Origin of the sequence: Methylobacterium phyllosphaerae, assembly GCF_001936175.1 — a bacterium.
GTDB lineage: Bacteria > Pseudomonadota > Alphaproteobacteria > Rhizobiales > Beijerinckiaceae > Methylobacterium > Methylobacterium fujisawaense.
Genome location: NZ_CP015367.1, coordinates 5181204 through 5198448, shown reverse-complemented (window position 1 = coordinate 5198448; position 17245 = coordinate 5181204). Strand labels below are relative to the sequence as shown.

General features: G+C 70.5%; 16 protein-coding genes. 10 read left to right on the top strand and 6 right to left on the bottom strand.

Annotated elements, in window-relative coordinates:
* Positions 1 to 151: 151 nt before the first annotated feature.
* Positions 152 to 853 (top strand): response regulator transcription factor CtrA, encoded by a 702-nt coding sequence (gene ctrA / locus MCBMB27_RS23800; protein ID WP_010683835.1) that lies wholly within the window; start codon positions 152 to 154, stop codon positions 851 to 853.
* Between the two features lie 178 nt (positions 854 to 1031).
* Here the strand turns inward: ctrA and MCBMB27_RS23795 are convergent, their stop codons facing one another.
* Together MCBMB27_RS23795 and cysS are read right to left on the bottom strand one after the other, a co-directional pair.
* Positions 1032 to 1799, bottom strand: coding sequence for a trypsin-like serine protease (locus MCBMB27_RS23795; protein ID WP_051044778.1), 768 nt, complete (start codon positions 1797 to 1799; stop codon positions 1032 to 1034).
* Between the two features lie 119 nt (positions 1800 to 1918).
* Positions 1919 to 3316 carry a cysteine--tRNA ligase gene (cysS, locus tag MCBMB27_RS23790; protein ID WP_075382085.1) on the bottom strand — a complete coding sequence of 466 codons (1398 nt, stop codon included), beginning with the start codon at positions 3314 to 3316 and terminating at the stop codon, positions 1919 to 1921.
* A gap of 310 nt (positions 3317 to 3626) precedes the next feature.
* Between cysS and MCBMB27_RS23785 the strand changes: the two genes are divergently transcribed.
* Positions 3627 to 3974: a hypothetical protein gene (locus MCBMB27_RS23785; RefSeq protein ID WP_043760477.1), complete on the top strand. Its 348-nt coding sequence runs from the start codon at positions 3627 to 3629 to the stop codon at positions 3972 to 3974.
* Positions 3975 to 4026: 52 nt separating this feature from the next.
* Here MCBMB27_RS23785 and MCBMB27_RS23780 read toward each other — a convergent pair whose 3' ends face one another.
* The gene (locus tag MCBMB27_RS23780; RefSeq protein WP_043350523.1) at positions 4027 to 4539 is read right to left on the bottom strand and encodes a CreA family protein; all 513 of its coding nucleotides are present in this window, start codon (positions 4537 to 4539) and stop codon (positions 4027 to 4029) included.
* Positions 4540 to 4698: 159 nt separating this feature from the next.
* Here MCBMB27_RS23780 and MCBMB27_RS23775 point away from each other — a divergent pair, with 159 nt between their 5' ends.
* The 4 genes from MCBMB27_RS23775 to MCBMB27_RS23760 all read left to right on the top strand — a co-directional run bounded on the left by MCBMB27_RS23775 (position 4699) and on the right by MCBMB27_RS23760 (position 10394).
* A complete protein-coding gene (locus tag MCBMB27_RS23775; RefSeq protein WP_043350524.1) occupies positions 4699 to 5751 on the top strand; it encodes a DUF2865 domain-containing protein in 1053 nt (350 codons plus the stop codon).
* 78 nt (positions 5752 to 5829) lie between these two features.
* Positions 5830 to 8031 carry an OmpA family protein gene (locus MCBMB27_RS23770; protein WP_075381423.1) on the top strand — a complete coding sequence of 734 codons (2202 nt, stop codon included), beginning with the start codon at positions 5830 to 5832 and terminating at the stop codon, positions 8029 to 8031.
* Positions 8032 to 8242: 211 nt separating this feature from the next.
* A complete protein-coding gene (locus MCBMB27_RS23765; protein ID WP_075381422.1) occupies positions 8243 to 9019 on the top strand; it encodes a class I SAM-dependent methyltransferase in 777 nt (258 codons plus the stop codon).
* An 88-nt stretch (positions 9020 to 9107) separates the two neighbouring features.
* A complete protein-coding gene (locus tag MCBMB27_RS23760) occupies positions 9108 to 10394 on the top strand; it encodes a hemolysin family protein (protein ID WP_053608866.1) in 1287 nt (428 codons plus the stop codon).
* A gap of 1 nt (position 10395) precedes the next feature.
* On the opposite strand, the gene MCBMB27_RS23755 is transcribed toward MCBMB27_RS23760, so the two are convergent.
* Positions 10396 to 11736, bottom strand: a complete 1341-nt coding sequence (locus MCBMB27_RS23755; RefSeq protein WP_075381421.1) for a glutamate--tRNA ligase — start codon at positions 11734 to 11736, stop codon at positions 10396 to 10398.
* A 148-nt stretch (positions 11737 to 11884) separates the two neighbouring features.
* Between MCBMB27_RS23755 and MCBMB27_RS23750 the strand changes: the two genes are divergently transcribed.
* Positions 11885 to 13162: an NAD(P)/FAD-dependent oxidoreductase gene (locus MCBMB27_RS23750; RefSeq protein WP_075381420.1), complete on the top strand. Its 1278-nt coding sequence runs from the start codon at positions 11885 to 11887 to the stop codon at positions 13160 to 13162.
* Positions 13163 to 13176: 14 nt separating this feature from the next.
* Here the strand turns inward: MCBMB27_RS23750 and MCBMB27_RS23745 are convergent, their stop codons facing one another.
* Together MCBMB27_RS23745 and MCBMB27_RS30645 are read right to left on the bottom strand one after the other, a co-directional pair.
* The gene (locus MCBMB27_RS23745) at positions 13177 to 13647 is read right to left on the bottom strand and encodes a hypothetical protein (RefSeq protein ID WP_043346216.1); all 471 of its coding nucleotides are present in this window, start codon (positions 13645 to 13647) and stop codon (positions 13177 to 13179) included.
* Entirely contained in the window at positions 13644 to 13835 is a 192-nt protein-coding gene (locus MCBMB27_RS30645; protein WP_236953027.1) for a hypothetical protein, read from the bottom strand. Before MCBMB27_RS30645 ends, MCBMB27_RS23745 begins: the two co-directional genes overlap by 4 nt.
* Positions 13836 to 14256: 421 nt before the next feature.
* Here MCBMB27_RS30645 and MCBMB27_RS23735 point away from each other — a divergent pair, with 421 nt between their 5' ends.
* Genes MCBMB27_RS23735 through MCBMB27_RS23725 form a run of 3 tightly spaced genes read left to right on the top strand, consistent with a single transcriptional unit; the run spans position 14257 to position 17229 of the window.
* A complete protein-coding gene (locus MCBMB27_RS23735) occupies positions 14257 to 14904 on the top strand; it encodes a TadE/TadG family type IV pilus assembly protein (protein ID WP_078947025.1) in 648 nt (215 codons plus the stop codon).
* Positions 14883 to 15548 (top strand): TadE/TadG family type IV pilus assembly protein, encoded by a 666-nt coding sequence (locus MCBMB27_RS23730; RefSeq protein ID WP_075381418.1) that lies wholly within the window; start codon positions 14883 to 14885, stop codon positions 15546 to 15548. The genes MCBMB27_RS23735 and MCBMB27_RS23730 overlap by 22 nt, the downstream gene beginning before the upstream one ends.
* Complete coding sequence (locus MCBMB27_RS23725) at positions 15520 to 17229, top strand: TadE/TadG family type IV pilus assembly protein (RefSeq protein WP_075381417.1); 1710 nt, start codon at positions 15520 to 15522, stop codon at positions 17227 to 17229. Before MCBMB27_RS23730 ends, MCBMB27_RS23725 begins: the two co-directional genes overlap by 29 nt.
* Positions 17230 to 17245 lie beyond the last annotated feature (16 nt).

Sequence of the window (17245 nt, the reverse complement as noted above, 5' to 3'; positions counted from 1 at the left end):
GACGCTTGCGGGCAGGAATCAGGTTTTGTTAACGATTAATCCATAGCGTTCCACGTCAAGAGCGACGGAGCGCCCGTCCACAGGCCGGTGGCGGGCGAACGATAGGGACGTGTCTGCGCGCTGATGCGGCCGGCGGGGCTGGGGACCGACGATGCGGGTACTTTTGATCGAGGACGACAGCGCGACCGCGCAGAGCATCGAGCTGATGCTCAAGTCCGAGAATTTCAACACCTACACCACCGACCTCGGGGAAGAAGGTGTCGATCTCGGTAAGCTCTACGACTACGACATCATCCTCCTCGATCTGAACCTGCCCGACATGTCGGGTTACGAGGTGCTGCGCTCGCTGCGCGTAGCGAAGGTGAAGACGCCGATCCTGATCCTCTCCGGCATGGCCGGCATCGAGGACAAGGTGAAGGGTCTGGGCTTCGGCGCCGACGACTACCTCACCAAGCCATTCCACAAGGACGAGCTGGTGGCGCGCATCCACGCCATCGTGCGCCGCTCGAAGGGCCACGCCCAGTCGGTCATCACCACCGGCGACCTGATCGTGAACCTCGATCAGAAGACCGTCGAGGTCGGCGGCGCCCGGGTGCATCTGACCGGCAAGGAGTACCAGATGCTGGAACTCCTTTCTCTGCGGAAGGGCACGACGCTCACCAAGGAGATGTTCCTCAACCATCTCTACGGCGGCATGGACGAGCCCGAGCTCAAGATCATCGACGTGTTCATCTGCAAGCTGCGCAAGAAGCTCGCCAATGCCAGCCAGGGCAAGAACTACATCGAGACCGTCTGGGGCCGCGGCTACGTGCTGCGCGAGCCGATGGACGGCGAGGAGCGCATGGCGGTCTGATCCGCCCGGCGCATCGTCTTCCGAAAAACCCCGTGCGGCCAGGCCGCGCGGGGTTTTCGCGGTTCGAAGGGGCCCCTCCGCGACGGCATCGCCGACGCAGCGCAGGGACATCGGGCCCCGCTCGACCGTGGCGGACGTGGCGCAGGCCGGAGCTTCCGGCTCGCGATGGACGCTACGCTCACCGCATCCCGGTCGCGGAGAAGACCTGTGCGGCCGGCGCGATCACCACGTAGCCGCCGCAGGGCGCGGCCCGGCTGATTACCGCACTGGCCACGCCCCAGATGTAGGTGCCGCGACGATCCTGCGCGACGACCGGACCACCGGAATCACCGAAGCAGACCCGGGCGCCGTTGGCCCGGGCGATGGTGAGCCCGGTATTGCTGGCCGCGATCGGCGTCAGCGTGGCGGTGCGCAGGCGTCCGACGGTGCGGCCGGACAGGCCGGCGCCGGCGATCCGCAGGCTCTTCGGGACCCGCCCGGGATCCGCCGCCAGCGGCACGGGCCGCCGGTCGCGCACCGGCTCGGTCAGGCGGAGCACCGCGAGATCGAGGGAGAGGTCGGAGAGGCTGACGCCCGACGCCTCGTTCGGCAGCATCTCCCCCGGATCGGGACTGTAGCGGGCGGCGACCCGCGCCCCGTAGACCGGCCGCGCCGGCTCGCTGCCGCGGAAGAAGACCACCAGCGCGCCGAGCGGATCGCCGTTCACGCAATGGGCCGCCGTCAGCACGAGATCCGGGGCGATGAGCACTCCGCTACAGCGGGTCAGGCGCAGCGCCTCCTCGGGCTGGGTGATCGTGCCGATCGCGACGGTGGCCTGCGCCAGGGCATCCCGCCCCGCGGCCGCCCCGCCGTCGATGGCGAAAGCCGGCCCCGACAGCCCCAATCCGAATGCCAGGGCCGATGCGGCGGCGGCGCAGCGCGCCCCGATGGTCGCGAAGATGGTCACGTGCTGCTCTTCCCCGGCGCGAGCCCCCGGACCACAGATGCCGCGCACGCCGCATCGCGCAAGCGGGCGCGAGGACGCGGCCGCCGTGACATCCGTGACGTCGGCGGCCGGCTCAGCAATCAGCGCGCCACCGTCCAGGTGGTGGTGCCGTCCTTGTTGTCCTTCACGGCGACGCCCATCGCGGCGAGGGCATCGCGCGCCCGGTCGGAGGCGGCCCAGTCCTTCGCGGCCCGCGCGGCGCGGCGCTCGGCGATCAGCGCCTCGACCGCCGCGACGTCCACGCCGGACGCCGCAACCTGCGCCTGCTCGCGGTCGCTGCGGGTGCTGGCGAGGAAACCGAGGAGGTTCGCACCGGCGCGCAACGCGCCGGGCTGCGTCTCCGCGCTGCTCGCAAGCCGGTGCAGCTCATTGATCGCCGCCGGCGTGTTGAGGTCGTCGCAGAGGGCCTCGACCACCCCGGCGGGGACGTCGGACGCGGCGGGCGCATCGCCGGCGGCGTTGTACCAGCGGTCGAGCACGCGGCTCGATTCCTCCAGGCCGCGCAAGGTCCAGTCGATCGGCTGCCGGTACTGGGTCTTGAGCATGGTGAGGCGCAAGACCTCGCTCGGCCAGTCGTTCAGCACGTCGCGGATGGTGATGAAGTTGCCGAGCGACTTCGACATCTTCTCCCCCTCCACCTGGAGGAAGCCGTTGTGCAGCCAGACGTTGGCCATGACCGGCGTGCCGAAGCAGCAGCGCGACTGCGCCACCTCGTTCTCGTGATGGGGGAAGATCAGGTCGATGCCGCCCGCGTGGATGTCGAAGGTCCGGCCGAGATGCTTGGCCGACATGGCCGAGCACTCGATGTGCCAGCCTGGCCGCCCCGCCGCCGCGATCCCCGCGGGCGACGGCCAGGACGGCTCGCCGGGCTTGGCGGGCTTCCACAGGACGAAATCGAGGGGCGAGCGCTTGTAGGGGGCGACCTCGACCCGGGCGCCCGCCTCCATCTCGTCGAGGGGCCGCTTCGACAGGCCGCCGTAATCCGGCATCGACGGGACGTCGAACAGCACGTGGTCCTCCGCCACGTAGGCGTGGCCGGCCCGGACCAGCGCCTCGATCATCGTCACCATCTCGGCGATGTGATCGGTGGCGCGGGGCTCAACGAAGCGGGGCCGCTCGCCCGGCACGTTGACGTCCTCCGGCATGAGCACGCCGAGATCGCGCACGTCGCGGTGGAACTGCGCCAGCGTCCCGTCGGTGAGTTCGCGGATGCTGATGCCGCGCTCGGCCGCCCGGGCGTTGATCTTGTCGTCCACGTCGGTGACGTTGCGCGCGTAGGTGACGTGCCCCGGCCCGTAGAGGTGGCGCAGCAGCCGGAACAACAGGTCGAAGACGATGATCGGCCGGGCATTGCCGATATGGGCGGCGTCGTAGACGGTCGGGCCGCAGGCGTAGAGGCGGACATGCTGCGGATCGATCGGCGCAAAGGCTTCCTTGGCGCCGGTCAGCGTGTTGTAGAGCCGCAACATCGGCGCCATGAAACCCATCCCCATTCCGGCGCCGCGGCCTGAACCCGGCGCCGCGCCGGCGCCGGAAAACCGGCCCTGCCGTCAACGACCTGCGGGCCCCGCGCGGCGAAGAACGGCCGAAACGTGGCGGATCCGGAAGGCCCGCCACGGCACCCTGTTGCATCGCGGCGACGGCGCGGCCCGCGCGATGGGGCTAACCCAAAAGCGTGAGGAATTCGAGATGGCCTGCGCGCCCTGCACGTAAGGCTTCCTTAACCGCGCCGTCGGACCGTCCGGGGCACGATCCTCACGCCACAGATCCTGTGCCCAAGGACAATTCATGCGACGCTCGGCCGCCGGTTCCCTCGCCCTCGTCACCGTTCTTGCCTGCGCAGGCCTGACGCATGTCGCGCTGGCCGGCACCGACGGCGAGACGCCTGCGAAGGCGCCCGCGCGTGTCGAGAAGACCTTCCTGATCCCGTCGAGCGACGGCTACGGCGTCGGCGAATGCCTGACCACGCCGGGCAGCGCCTGCGGCCAAGTCGTCGCCAACGCGTGGTGCGAGGCGCAGGGCTACGCGGCCGCCAATTCCTACGGCGTGGCCGCCGCCGACGAATATACCGGCGCGATCAGCCAGCCGGTCCCGGCGCCGTCCGAGCGCCCGATCCGGATCACCTGCCAGGACTGAGCCGGCCAGGACTGAGCCGGCCACGGCCGGCCCAGTCGGCAGGGCGCTCCGCTCACTTCATGAAGTCGGCGCATTTCTGCGCCGGTTCGGTGCCCCAGGGCGCCAGCGGCACGGCCGAGGTCGAGTTCTTGGGCGAGCCCTGGATGACCTTGTCCGAATAGACCATGTAGATCAGCGTATTGCGCTTCGCGTCGCAGCCGCGGACGATCTGCATCGACTTGAAGATCAGCGACCGACGCTCGCTGAACACGACTTCACCCTGGCTGAGCTTGCCCTTGAAGGCGATCGGCCCGGTCTGGCGGCAGGCCAGCGAGATGTCCGAGACGTCCTCGGCGAGGCCCAGCGTGCCCTTGATCCCGCCCTTCTCGGGCTGGGTGTACCAGCAGGCTACCCCCGAGACCGCCGGATCGTCCACGCCGTAGACCACGAGCTTGTCGTTGGGGGTCAGCGGCCGCCAGACCGTCGACTTGTCGAAAATGCGATCCGGCTCCTGCGCCGAGGCCGGACCGGCTGCGGCCAAGCCCACGGCCAACAGCCCGACATAGGTGAGACTCCGAAACAACATCACTGGCCAATTCCCCCTCTCGCTTGCCGGCCGGATGTAGGAGGGGTGTCGCGGTCTTGCGAGGGGGCGTAGAATGGCTCCGCTTCGGTTCCGAAGCGCGGATGCGCGCGGGCCTGGATTCTCCGGATCGCCGCGCACCCGATCAACGCGATGCAGCCTATGCCTCACCGCCCGATCGTCCGTACGTTCGGCCGCCTCGTCCTGAGCGCGGCCATAGCCCTCGGACTGTCCTATCCCCTCGCCACCGCCGCGCGCGCGCAGGACGCGGCTCCCAGCCCGCCGCCGACCGAGGCACGGCCGGCGCCGCAACTGCCGTCGCCCCAGTGCCGGCGGTACCGGGCGGAGCTGGCCTCGCTCCAGACCGGCGCCAGCACGACGCGCGCCCTGAACGACGAGATCGGGCGGCTCGAGGCCTATTTCCGCGGCCTCAACTGCGAGGGCGGCAAGTTCCTGTTCTTCGACACGCGACCGCCGCAATGCGGGGCGGTGGAGCAGCGGATCCGCGCCCTCAAGGCCACCTATGGCGGCGCCGTGATCGACGACAGCGGCGCCCGGAAGCGTGAGCTCCAGGGGCTCGTGGCCTCCACCTGCCCGCCGCGCGAGACCTATGCCGGCTCCGGCGAGGCCTATGCCCGGGGCGGCCCGCAGACGGTCTGCGTGCGCACCTGCGACGGCGGTTTCTTCCCCCTAAAGAACCTGCCCGAGGGACGCGGCGGTGCCGACGAGATGTGCCAGGCCCTGTGCCCGGGGACCGAGGCGCAGGCCTATTCGATGCCGTATGGCGACGATGCCCTGAAGCACGCCGCCACGGTGAAAGGCAGCCGCGCCTATGCGAGCCTCGCCAACGCCTTCAAGTTTCGCAAGGAATTCGTTCCGAACTGCTCGTGCAAGCCGGAGGGCAAGAGCTGGGCCCAGTCCCTGGTGAAGGCCGAGAGCATGCTGGTCCGGCACAAGGGCGACATCTTCGTCACGCCGATGCAGGCCGAGGCGCTGTCCCGGCCGAAGGTGCGCCTCACCCTGGTGGGACGGGCCGACCGGACCGCGGCCGAACTCGCCGCCGATGTGGCCGGTCGCGCCGGGGTCGACACGAAGGCTGGCCTGACACCGGAGGAACCCGGAAAGGCCGAGCCGGCGGCGGCGAAACCCGATCACGTTGCCGTGCGCATCATCGCGCCGGACGTCGTCGCTGTCCCCAAGCGCCTCACGCCCTGAGACTTCCCCCGCCCGCGCGTGGGGGAACCAAATGCCGCGTTCCGGGTTCGGGTCGGCCTGAACCGACATGGGACCGCGATGCGTCTGCTCCGCCTGATCCTCCTCACCGGCACGGTGCTGCCGGCCCTCACGCTCATGCAGCCCGCCGGAGCCGAGCCGGGCCGGTTCCACCTCGCACAAGGTGGACCGGAGGAGCGCGGCCCCCGCGGCGGCGAGCCGCCACACGGCGGACCGCGCCCGGAGCGGCCGCCGCAGGAGCGGCCCGGCCCGCAGCCGGGTCCGCCGGCTGGACGTGAACGCCCCGAGCCCCGACCGGAGCCCCGGCCGGAGCGCGCCGCGCCGCCGCCGCGCGAGCGGCCGGAACCGCCGGCCCAGCGTGCACCGCAGGCTGAGCAGCCTCAGCGGGAGCGCGGGCCTGAGCGCCGTCCCGAGCCGCCGGCATCGCGCCCTCCGGCACAGGACCGGCAGCAGAAGCGCCAGGATCGGCAGCAGGAGCGCCAGGATCGGCAGCAGGAGCGCCAGGATCGGCAGCAGGAGCGCCAAGAGCGGCAGCAGGAGCGCCAAGAGCGGCAGCAGGAGCAGCGCCAGCCGGATCAGCGCCAGCAGGAGCGCCGGGAGCAGCAGCCGGATCGTCCGGATCGCGGGCCTCAGGACCGCGCAGCGCCCGGGCGGCCCGGCCCGGAGCGGCAACAGGCGCCGGATCGGGACCAGGGTCCTGCTCCTCAGCCGAAGCCGGAGCGGCCGCCGGCACCGCCGCAGCAGCCTCAGGCACCGGACCGGGATCGCGCGGCCCCGGAGACGCCCCCGAACCGTCCCGCACAGCGCGACGCCACACCCGACCGTGGGCCTCCCGGCCAGCGACCGGCCGGTCAAGGCGGCCCCGATGCGCGCCCGCAGGCGCCCAATGCGACGCCGGACGGGCCCGGCAGACCGTCCCAGCGTCTGGATGCCCAGCCCGAGAACCGTCCGCAGCCGAATGCCGGCCCAGGCGCAGAGCCCGGCCGGCCGGGCTCGCTCAACACGGCTCCGGGGGTCCCGGGGCGGCCGTTCCAGCCTCAGGGAGGCCAACCCGAAGGGCGCGGGCAGCCCCAGCCGAACGGCGCGCCCGGCACCGAGCCGGGGCGACCGCTCCCGCCCAACATGGCCCCGGGCGTCCCGGGCCGCCCGTTCGTGCCGCCGGGACAGGGCGCGGCGCCAGGACAGGCTCCGCTTCCCGGAGGCGTGCCGCCGGGACAGCCGCCGGTGGGTGGCCCCGGCCGGCCGGCCGATCCCGGCCCCGGTGCCTTCAACCGGCCGGGCCAGCCGGGCTACGTCCCCGGCGGCTTCCGGCAGAACGATACGGTGCGCGACTTCGAGCAGGTCCGCAGCGACCGCCGCGAATTCGTCGAGGATGGCCGGACCTACTACCGGGAGCCGGGCCGCATCATCGTGCGGGATCGCGACAGCTACCTGATCCGCCACGACGAGAACGAGCGCTTCCGCGACCTCGACCCACGCGGCTACCGGTTCGAGCGTCGGGGCGCCGAATTCTACAGCTACGTCGCGTGGTCCGGCGGCGGGCAGATCGTCACCGTCACCGACGATGACGGCCGGCTGCTGCGCCGCTACAGCCGCTACCCCGACGGCCGGGAGGTCGTCCTGATCGACAACAGCTATTCCGGCCCGCTGCGCCCGATCTACGAGGACGTGGTGGCGCTGCCGCCGCCCGACATCCGAATCCCGCGGGACCGCTACATCGTGGACTACGCCCAGGCCGACGAGGCGGAGGTCTACGAGGCGCTGACGGCACCGCCGGTTGTCCCTGTCGAACGCCGCTACACCCTCGATCAGATCCGCTACAGCCCGGACCTCCGCGCCCGTCTGCGCTCGGTCGACATCAACACGATCACCTTCGATACCGGCTCGTTCACCGTGACGCCGGATCAGGCAGCCAAGCTGTCGGTGATCGCCGCAGCCATGAACCGCGCGATCCAGGCCAATCCCCGGGAGGTCTTCCTGATCGAGGGCTTCACCGACGCGGTCGGCTCCGACATCGACAATCTCTCGCTGTCGGATCGGCGTGCCCAATCGGTGGCGAGCGTGCTCACGGAGCAATTCCGGGTGCCGCCGGGCAATCTCACCACCCAGGGCTACGGCGAGCAGTATCTCAAGGTGAACACGCAGGGCCCATCGCGGGAGAACCGCCGGGTCGTGGTCCAGCGGATCACGCCGCTGCTGCAGCAGGGTCCGGATCAGGGACAGGCAGCGCCTCCGCCTCCGCCGGCGCAGCCGCCGCGCTGAATCGGTCGCCGCGCAGATTTGCCCTGCGCGGCGCTTTACGGTCCGGGGCGCTGCCCTGCCTCGGGGCAGGTGGCAGAGGTGGACGGGAGGCGACCCGGTCGGACGGAACGGCGTGGTGCTGATCCTGGGCAGCCTGTACGGTCGCCTCTGATCGTCGCCTTGCGGCTGTGCCACCGCCCGCCGCGCGCGATCCGAACCAGGAGATCCGCCCATGAGCGCGCGCAGCCACGCCCGACATGTCGTCGACCAGTTCGGCGCGCAGGCCTCCGCCTACGTGACCAGCGCCGTCCACGCGGCGGGCGCCGACCTCGACCGGATCGGCGTTCTGCTGCGCGCGCGGCCGGGTGCCCAGGTCCTCGACCTCGGCTGCGGCGGCGGCCATGTCGCCTTCACGGCCGCCGCCGCCGGCGCCGCCGTCACGGCCTACGATCTTTCGGCCGAGATGCTGGCAGCGGTCTCCGCCGAGGCGTCCCGGCGGGGTCTCGACCGGATCGAAACCCGGCAGGGCGGCGCCGAGACCCTGCCCTTCCCGGACGCGATCTTCGACGCGGTGCTGACCCGCTACAGCGCCCACCACTGGCGCGACGTCCCGGCGGCGCTGGCCGAGGCGCGGCGGGTGCTGCGGCCGGACGGACTGCTCGTCGTCAGCGATATCGTCGCTCCGGAGGATCCGCTGCTCGACACGCACCTGCAGGCCGTGGAGCTGCTGCGCGACCCCTCGCACGTGCGCGACTACCGGGTTTCGGAATGGCGCGCCCTTTTGGAAGCGGCCGGGTTCGAGCCCGGCGCCGTGATGGCGAGCCGGCCGCGCATGGACTTCGCCAGCTGGATCGCCCGGATGCGCACGCCGGAGATCCATGTCGCGGCGATCCGCGCCCTCCAGGCTGCGGCGCCCGCCGAAGTCACCGCCCATTTCGGCATCGAGGCCGATGGCAGTTTCCTGCTCGACGCCGCACTGATCGAGGCGACCCCGAGGCTTGGCCGTTGAACGGTCGCGGACACATCCCCATGTTGCAGGACCGCGCCACCAGAGGAAGCCGTCCCCGCCCAGCGGGTTCCCGGCTCAATGATCCGGTCTGATCGAGCTCCTCGTCGTCGTCCTGCTGATCGCGCTCAACGGCGTCTTCTCGCTGTCGGAGCTGGCCCTGGTCTCGGCTCGCAAGAGCCGGCTGCGCGCCTTGGCCGAGGAGCGCCGTGCCGGCGCGAAGGCCGCCCTCGCGCTGGCCGAGGAGCCGGGGCGGTTCCTGTCCACCGTTCAGATCGGCATCACGCTGATCGGCATCCTCTCCGGCGTGGTCTCGGGCGCGGCTCTGGGCGACCGCCTCGCCCTGATTCTGATCGATCTGGGCTTGGGCAAGGGCTGGGCCGACACATTGGGCTACACCCTGGTGATCGGCGTGATCACCTACCTGTCGGTGATCATCGGCGAACTGGTCCCCAAGCACCTCGCCTTGCGCAACCCCGAACGGATCGCCTGCATGGTGGCGCCCGGCATGCGGGTGGTCTCGCGCGCGGCTCTGCCGGCCGTGTGGCTCCTCGACGCTTCGACGCGGGCGGTGTTCCGGCTGATCGGCCAGGAGACAGAAAGCGCCAGCGCGGTGACCGAGGAGGAGATCCGTAGTCTCGTGGCCGAGGCCGAGACCGCGGGCGTCATCGAGGGCGACGAGCGGGCGATGATCTCCGGGGTCCTGCGCCTCGGCGACCGTCTGGTGCGCGGCGTCATGACTCCGCGCACCGACGTGACCTGGATCGATCTCACCGATGATCCGGAGACCGTCCGGGCACGCATTTTCGCCAGCCCCTATGCCCGTCTGCCCGTCGCCGATGGCGGCCCCGACGCGATGATCGGCGTGCTTCAGCTGCGCGACCTGATCGGCCCCTTGTCGCGGGGGGAGCCCCTCGACCTGCGCGCGCAGGTCCGCGCGGCGCCGGTGCTTCCGGACACGCTCGATGCCCTCGACGCCCTGGATACGCTGCGCCGGGCCTCGGTGCCCATGGCCCTGGTGCACGACGAGTATGGGCATTTCGACGGGCTCGTGACCCCGGCCGACATCCTCGATGCCATCGCCGGGGCGTTCCTGTCGGAGGATACGGAGCCGGACGCGGTACCCCGCCCGGACGGATCCTGGCTGATCGCGGGTTCGATGCCGGTCGATGAACTGACCGACCGGCTGGGCCTGCGTCTCCCGCCCTCGCGCGACTATGCGACGGTCGCCGGCCTGGTCATCGCGGTGCTCCAGCACCTACCGGAGACGGGCGAGACCTGCGACATCGCCGGCTGGCGGTTCGAGGTCGTGGATCTCGACGGCCGGCGCGTCGACAAGTTGCTCGCGAGCCGTCTCGCCGAAACCGAGGCGTCGTAGCTCAAGCGGTCTCGCCGGACAGACGCCGCGCCGCGCGTGCCCGTCCGATCAGCGGCAGCAGACCCGCGAGGTCCGGGCCGTGCTCCAGCCCGGTCAGCGCGAGGCGGAGCGGCATGAACAGGCCCCTCCCCTTCGCGCCGGTCCGGCTGCGGATCTCCGTCGTCCACGCTTTCCAGGTCTCCGGGCCGTATGGCTCCGGGGGCAGGGTCTCGCGAGCGGCCGAGATCACGGCCGGCTCGGTGAGGACAGGCTCGACCGGGCCGGCGACGACGCGCCACCAATCGGCCGCCTCGGGGACACGGCCGAGATTGGCCCGGACCGCCAGCCAGAAGGCTTCGGCCCGATCCGCCGGAATCCCGAGATCGGCGAGGCGCGCGGCCGCCTCCGCGTACGGCATGGCATGGATCAGTCGGGCGTTGAGGCCGTCGAGTTCCGCCGGATCGAACCGGGCGGGCGCCCGCGAGATCTCGCCGAGGTCGACGAGGCGCGCGAGGGTGTCGAGATCCGGGACAGCCCGCACGGATTCGGCCGAGCCGGTGAGCACGGCCAGCGAGCGGACCGCCGCGGGCTCGTAGCCGGCCTCGCGCAGGCCCCGCAGCGACAGGTGGCCGAGGCGCTTCGACAGCCCCTCCCCGTCGGCGGTCGTCAGCAGGTTGTGGTGGCCGAAGACCGGGACGGTAGCGCCCAGGGCCTCGAAGATCTGCACCTGCACGCCGGTGTTGGTGACGTGATCCTCGCCGCGGATGACGTGGGTGACGCCCAGATCGGCGTCGTCCACCACCGACGGCAGCGTGTAGAGATAGCTGCCATCGGCGCGGATCAGGACCGGGTCCGACAGGGACGCGCAGTCGACATGGGCCGGACCGCGGACGAGATCGTCCCAGGTGACGGTCCGCGCCTCCAGGAGGAAGCGCCAATGCGGGCGGCGGCCCTCGGCCTCGAACGCCGCGCGCTCCTCGGCGGTGAGCCGCAGAGCCGCCCGGTCGTAGATCGGCGGCTGGCCGCGTCCGAGCTGGCGTTTGCGGCGGCGCTCCAGCTCCTCCGGCGTCTCGTAGCAGGGATAGAGCCGGCCCGCTGCGCGGAGGCGGTCGGCGGCGGCGTCATGCTGCGCCTTGCGGGCGCTCTGCTTCGCGAACAGATCGGGCACGATGCCGAGCCACGCGAGATCCTCGGCGATCGCCGCGGCGAAGGCTTCCGTGGAGCGCTCCGCGTCGGTGTCGTCGAGCCGCAGCAGGAAGCGCCCCCCGGTCCGGCGGGCGTACAGGGCGTTGAGCAGGGCCGGCCGGGCGTTGCCGATATGGAGGTAGCCGGTCGGTGACGGTGCGAAGCGGACGAGAGTCATGGACCGCTCTGTAGCCGATCTCTGCGGGAATGTGCGCGGGACTTCATGACGGCCCCGGACCGATGCACCGCTCTGCGGAGTCCCGCTACCCAGGAGGCGGAAAACCCGTCAGAAGGGCGCGCGTGGTGCGGTGCGGGATATGAGCGGCATGGCGACGGACGGGACGGCCGACATCGTGGTGGTCGGCGGCGGGATGGTCGGCCTCGCCAGCGCCATCGCGCTGAAGGATCGCGGCCTCGACGTGGTCCTGTGCGATCCCGGCGAGGCCCGAGCCCGGACCTCCTACGGCAATGCCGGCGTGGTCAGCCGCGGCTCGATCCTGCCGATGTCGAGCCCCGCCCTTTGGGGCAAGCTTCCGGCCTACCTGCGCAACGCCGATTGCGGCCTGCGCCTGCACTACGCGCATCTCCCGCGGATCATCCCCTACACGGCGCATTTCCTGGCGGCCGCCCGCGCATCCCGGTGGCGCCGCGCGGCAGCGGCGCTGCTCCCCCTGACGACCGCCGCCTATCCGGCCCATGAGCGGCTGGCCGCCCGGGCGGGGACCGGCGACCGGCTCCAGCGGACCGGCTGGATCAAGGCCTATCGCACGGAAGCGGCCTTCGCGGCCGCGGCCTTGGAGCGGGAGATCCTGGCGAGCCACGGCGTCGCCTTCGAGATCCTCGATACGGCGGCCCTGCGCGCCCTCGAGCCGGCCCTGGTGCGGCCCTACGCGCGGGGGATGCTGCTGACCGAGACCGGCTCGGTGCGCGAGCCCGGCCGTCTCATCGAGGCCTGCGAAGCCCTGTTCGACGCTCTCGGCGGTCGCCGCCTGCGCAGCCACGTCGCCCGCTTGGCGCCTGAGGCGGGCGAGTGGCGCATCGATCACGACAGCGGCACGGTGCAGGCCCGCCAGGTCGTCCTGGCGGCCGGCGCCGCCTCGGGGGCGATCGCCCGATCCCTCGGCTATCGCTTCGCGGTGGCGGCCGAGCGCGGCTACCATCGTCACTACGCCCTGCATCCGGACAGCCCGCCGCTGACCCGGCCAGTCCTCGACACGGGGGCCGGCTCCATCCTGTCGCCGATGGGCGACCACCGGGTGCGGGTCCTGTCCGGCGTAGAACTCAACGCCCGCCGCGCCGCACCCGATCACACCCAGATCGAGGCGGCATCCCGGGAAGCGGCCGGAACGCTCCGGCTCGGCGGGCCCCTGGACAACGCGCCGTGGCTCGGCTCCCGCCCATCGACGCCCGACGGGATGCCGGTCATCGGCCGGGCCCCGCGTCACACCGGCCTGCTCTTCGCCTTCGGCCACGGCCATATCGGGCTGTCCACCGGGCCGATCACCGGCGAGATCGTCGCCGATCTCGCCACCGGCCGCACGCCCGCGGTGCCGGTGGCTGCCTTCGCGCCGGAGCGGCTTCTGCGCTGGCCGCGCCTGCTCTGACGGCGCTCCCGCTCTCAGCGCCAGTCGTAGGGGTTGTAGGGCTCGAGCGCAGCCTGAACCTTCCGCAGGACGTCCGGCTGCCGCTGGAGATCGGCCTCCCGGGCCAAAGCCCGGAGGAACGCCTGCGGGCCATGCTCCAGATCCCGCGCCAAGCCGTTGTAGCGGTCGGCGGGCTCGACATGGGGGGGATTCACCGCGACGCGGTACGCGAGGCCGCAATTCGGCGGGTCGATCCCGAGCCGATAGCAGATCCGCACCCGGGCGAAGGGCACGTCAGGGCGATAATCGACCCGGTACCCGCCGAACCGGAAGGCACCTCCGGTCACGCGCTCGGCATAGGCCAGCGTCCGCGCCACCGTGGTGAAGCCGGCGGTGCGCCGGTCACGCACGAGGTCGATCGCCGCGCGCTCCGTCGGGACGAAGGGCTGTGCACAGGCGGTACCGGACACCAGCGCGGCCAGGAGAGCGGGAACGACGAATCTCATGGCTTCTTCATGCAGACCGCGACGGGCTCGGCATCCTTGGCCGCCTTGGCGGTCATGTCGAGGCAGCCGACGGTGGATATACCGTCCGTCTGTGTCACGGACGGCAAAACCGCCATGCCCCGGCAATAGGCACCGATCAATTCCTCGTCACGACGACAGGCCACATCCAGGCGCACTTGGCTGCTCATCGACGGCCCCGGCGGACCGGGCGGCCCGGCCGGACCCGTCTCGCCCGTGGGACCGCGTGCCCCGGTCGCTCCGTTCAGGCCCGCAGGCCCCGCTGGCCCCGGAGGCCCCCGGTCACCCGTCGCACCGGGAGGTCCTGCCGGCCCCGGCTTCGGCGCGTCACAGGCGCCGAGCGCGAGCGCCATCGCGCCGAGCAGGAGCGCGATCGGTGGGCCTCTCATGCGGGTCTCCGGTGGGGCTTGCGCAGAGGGAACTTGGTGCGCAACCCAATCGGGTCAACGGCGCCTCATCGATCGCCCGCATCGATACAACCAAAAGTAGTAGTCCCTGGATAAACCAGCTCTCGCCGATCGAATTAAGAGTTTTGCAAAATCTTGGCCTCACATCGACTTGTATGGCCATGTCTGACTGATCTGCTTGCTCATGAACGCCCGAAGACACTTCAGCGCGCGGAGCAAAGCGACGTCAGGTTGTCTGCTGAAGAGCCTGGGGCGTGACGCCAGCGGCGCGGCCGCGGTGGAATTCGCCCTCGTGGCGCTGCCCTTTCTCGCGCTGTGCGGCGCGGTCATCCAGATCGCCTTCCAGATCTGGGCGACGCAGAACTTCGATCGCGCCCTGCAGAACGCGGTCCGGACGATCTTCACCGGCCAGTTCCAGCTCGACACGGCGGGTCAGACCGATCCGGCGATCCTGCTCGCGGCCCTGAAGACCCGGATGTGCGGTCCGGCCAGCACGCCCGTCGCCACGGTCTTCAATTGCCAGAACGTCAAGATCGACGTCGCGACGGCGAGCAGCTTCGCGAACGCCACCGCTGCCAAGCCGATCGATACCGCGACGGGTACGTGGAACACCAGCTTCGGCAGCAACTACAAATGCGCTTCGCCGGGGACGATCGTGATCGTCACCGCGGCGGTGCCGTTCCCGACCTTCTTCAACCTGATGGGTCTGAACACGCGGCAATTCACCAGCGGCTCCGCAGCGGGATCGAGCCTTCTGACCTCTACCGCGGTGTTCCGGACCGAGCCCTACCAGATCGTCGGAGGGAGCCCATGCCCGTCGTCTCCGTCCTAGCCCGCAAGGCAGCGCGGCTGCGGCGCGACGGGCGTGGCGGCGCGATGGTCGAATTCGCCGTCATCCTGCCGCTCCTGCTCGCGATCTGGGCCGGCATGACCGAGGTGGCGCACGCCATCGACGAGTGGCGCAAGCTCACGCAGCTCGCCCGCACCGTGGCGGATCTGACGGCGCAGGGCGACACGCAGAACCCGATCAGCCCCACCTTGATGAACGACATCATCGCCTCCGCCACGGCGGTGATGCGCCCGTTCGATACGTCGAAGGTCGCGATTGTGGTCAGCGCCATGGGCGTCGACCTGAAGAATCCGAGCCCGGTTCCGCTGGTCTGCTCCAGCGTCGCCAACGCCAACGCCACCGCGCGCAGCCCCGGATCCGCGGCCGACCTCACCGTCCCGGACGGCTACCTGACGCCGGGGATGCGCTACGTCCAGGCGGAAGTCACCATCAGCTACGCGCCGATGATCGGCAGCACCCTGGTCAAGCTCGCCAAGGGCGTCAGCGGCACGATCACATTCAAGAGCAGTGCGCCTTGGCCGACCCGCGGCGGAAAGGCCTACGGCGCCAACACGTACACCGAGGTCGTCCTTCCGGACACCAAACACGCGAATTGCGATGGCACAGTGGTCAATCGTGCGTCCTGACAGCGCCCCCAAGCCGCGGCGACCCCGGTTCTTCCACGATCGCGGCGGCAACGTCGCGCTGCTGTTCGCGTTCCTCAGCGTGCCGATGCTGATGCTCGGCGGCGCGGCGATCGATTACGGGTTCGCCACACGGCTGGAGACGAAGCTGCAGGCCGCGACCGATGCCACCGCCCTGCTCCTCTGCCAGACGCCGCTCGCCACGCCGCAGGCCGACCTCAACACCCTCGCCGTGACGACCATGACCGGCGCCATGGGGACCGCGAACCTCGTGGTCGATCCTCTGGCCATCACCAACAACCCCCGCAAGATCACCCTGACCACGCACAAGCTGTCGACAACCTTCTTCGGCGCGCTCACCGGCACCAAGCGGATCAATCCGGGCGCCGTGGCGCAATGCGCCACCCCGCTTCCGAAGACCTTCGAGATCGCCCTGGTGCTGGACAATACCGGTTCGATGGCGGAATCGAGCGGCGGCCAGTCGAAGCTCAAGGCCGTGCAGTCGGCTGCGGCGAACTTCGTGGACTACGTCTACACCAGCGCGGCCTTCTCCAGCGCGACCAAGATCGCGATCGTGCCCTTCGCCGGCGCCGTGGCGGTCGATCCGACGGCCTACCGCTACGCCTCCTGGATCGATCTGAACGGCATATCGAGCTACCACTGGACCAATATTGTCCAGTCACCCCCCGCGCCGTTCAAGAGCCGCTTCGACGTCTTCGCCAAACTGCAGGCCGTCAACCGCGCCTGGGGCTGGGCCGGGTGCCTCGAAACGCTGTCGTACCCGCTTAACGTGCAGGACGGCGCGCCAACCGCCTCGAACAAGGATTCCTACTACGTGCCCCTCCTGGCACCGGACGAGCCGGGGGATGCCAGTGCGCAGGTCGCTCCCTTCCCCGTCGGCAGCCAGAATCCGACGGCCTACAGCTACAACAGCTACCTCGACGACCGCACCGGCGGCAGCTGCCAGAACAGCAATTCCTACACGACGGCGCTCGGACAGGCGTGCAAGTACGTCAACCCGACGGACGCCATGTCCGCCTCTCCCCTCGGCATCCCGAACGGCCCGAATTTCGGCTGCACGACTCAGCCGCTTCAACGGCTGACCAACAACACATCGACCCTGAAGACCCTCATCAACAACATGGCGCCGCTGGGATCGACCAATATCCATGAAGGGTTCATGTGGGGCTGGCGCACGCTCTCGCCCAACAGCGTCTTCGCCGACGGACAGCCCTACGCGTCGAGCGCGAACAGCTCGAACGCGTCGACGATCAACAAGGTCATCATCCTGATGACGGACGGCACCAACAGCTGGAGCGCCAATCCGTACGCGCCCACCGGATCGCTCTATTTTGCGGCCGCCTACTTCAAGAACGCCAACGGCACGACACCCAATCCGCGCATGCCGCCGAAATACCAGAACATCGCGGATGCGAACACGGCCCGCTCCGCCCTCGACGCCCTGACGGCGGAGGCGTGCAGCAACGCCAAGGCGGTGAACATCTCGATCTACACGATCGGATTCAGCATTCCGTCCGACCCGATCGACGCAGCGGGTCAGACCCTGCTGAAGAACTGCGCCTCGTCGGCCGACCAATACTTCCTCGCCAACACGTCGGACGACCTGATCAAGGCCTTCCAGACGATCCAGGCGAGCATCGGCGCGCTGCGCCTGACGCAGTAGACCACGCGATCGGAGA

What these genes read in the sequence shown, in the direction of transcription:
- MCBMB27_RS23745 (WP_043346216.1), bottom strand. Translation starts at nt 13,647, where the DNA reads ATGAGATTCGTCGTTCCCGCTCTCCTGGCCGCGCTGGTGTCCGGTACC.
- MCBMB27_RS23755 (WP_075381421.1), bottom strand. Translation starts at nt 11,736, where the DNA reads ATGACTCTCGTCCGCTTCGCACCGTCACCGACCGGCTACCTCCATATC.
- cysS (WP_075382085.1), bottom strand. Translation starts at nt 3,316, where the DNA reads ATGGCGCCGATGTTGCGGCTCTACAACACGCTGACCGGCGCCAAGGAA.
- MCBMB27_RS23750 (WP_075381420.1), top strand. Translation starts at nt 11,885, where the DNA reads ATGGCGACGGACGGGACGGCCGACATCGTGGTGGTCGGCGGCGGGATG.
- MCBMB27_RS23785 (WP_043760477.1), top strand. Translation starts at nt 3,627, where the DNA reads ATGCGACGCTCGGCCGCCGGTTCCCTCGCCCTCGTCACCGTTCTTGCC.
- MCBMB27_RS23780 (WP_043350523.1), bottom strand. Translation starts at nt 4,539, where the DNA reads ATGTTGTTTCGGAGTCTCACCTATGTCGGGCTGTTGGCCGTGGGCTTG.
- MCBMB27_RS23735 (WP_078947025.1), top strand. Translation starts at nt 14,257, where the DNA reads ATGAACGCCCGAAGACACTTCAGCGCGCGGAGCAAAGCGACGTCAGGT.
- MCBMB27_RS23725 (WP_075381417.1), top strand. Translation starts at nt 15,520, where the DNA reads ATGGCACAGTGGTCAATCGTGCGTCCTGACAGCGCCCCCAAGCCGCGG.
- MCBMB27_RS30645 (WP_236953027.1), bottom strand. Translation starts at nt 13,835, where the DNA reads ATGAGCAGCCAAGTGCGCCTGGATGTGGCCTGTCGTCGTGACGAGGAA.
- MCBMB27_RS23730 (WP_075381418.1), top strand. Translation starts at nt 14,883, where the DNA reads ATGCCCGTCGTCTCCGTCCTAGCCCGCAAGGCAGCGCGGCTGCGGCGC.
- MCBMB27_RS23770 (WP_075381423.1), top strand. Translation starts at nt 5,830, where the DNA reads ATGCGTCTGCTCCGCCTGATCCTCCTCACCGGCACGGTGCTGCCGGCC.
- ctrA (WP_010683835.1), top strand. Translation starts at nt 152, where the DNA reads ATGCGGGTACTTTTGATCGAGGACGACAGCGCGACCGCGCAGAGCATC.
- MCBMB27_RS23775 (WP_043350524.1), top strand. Translation starts at nt 4,699, where the DNA reads ATGCCTCACCGCCCGATCGTCCGTACGTTCGGCCGCCTCGTCCTGAGC.
- MCBMB27_RS23765 (WP_075381422.1), top strand. Translation starts at nt 8,243, where the DNA reads ATGAGCGCGCGCAGCCACGCCCGACATGTCGTCGACCAGTTCGGCGCG.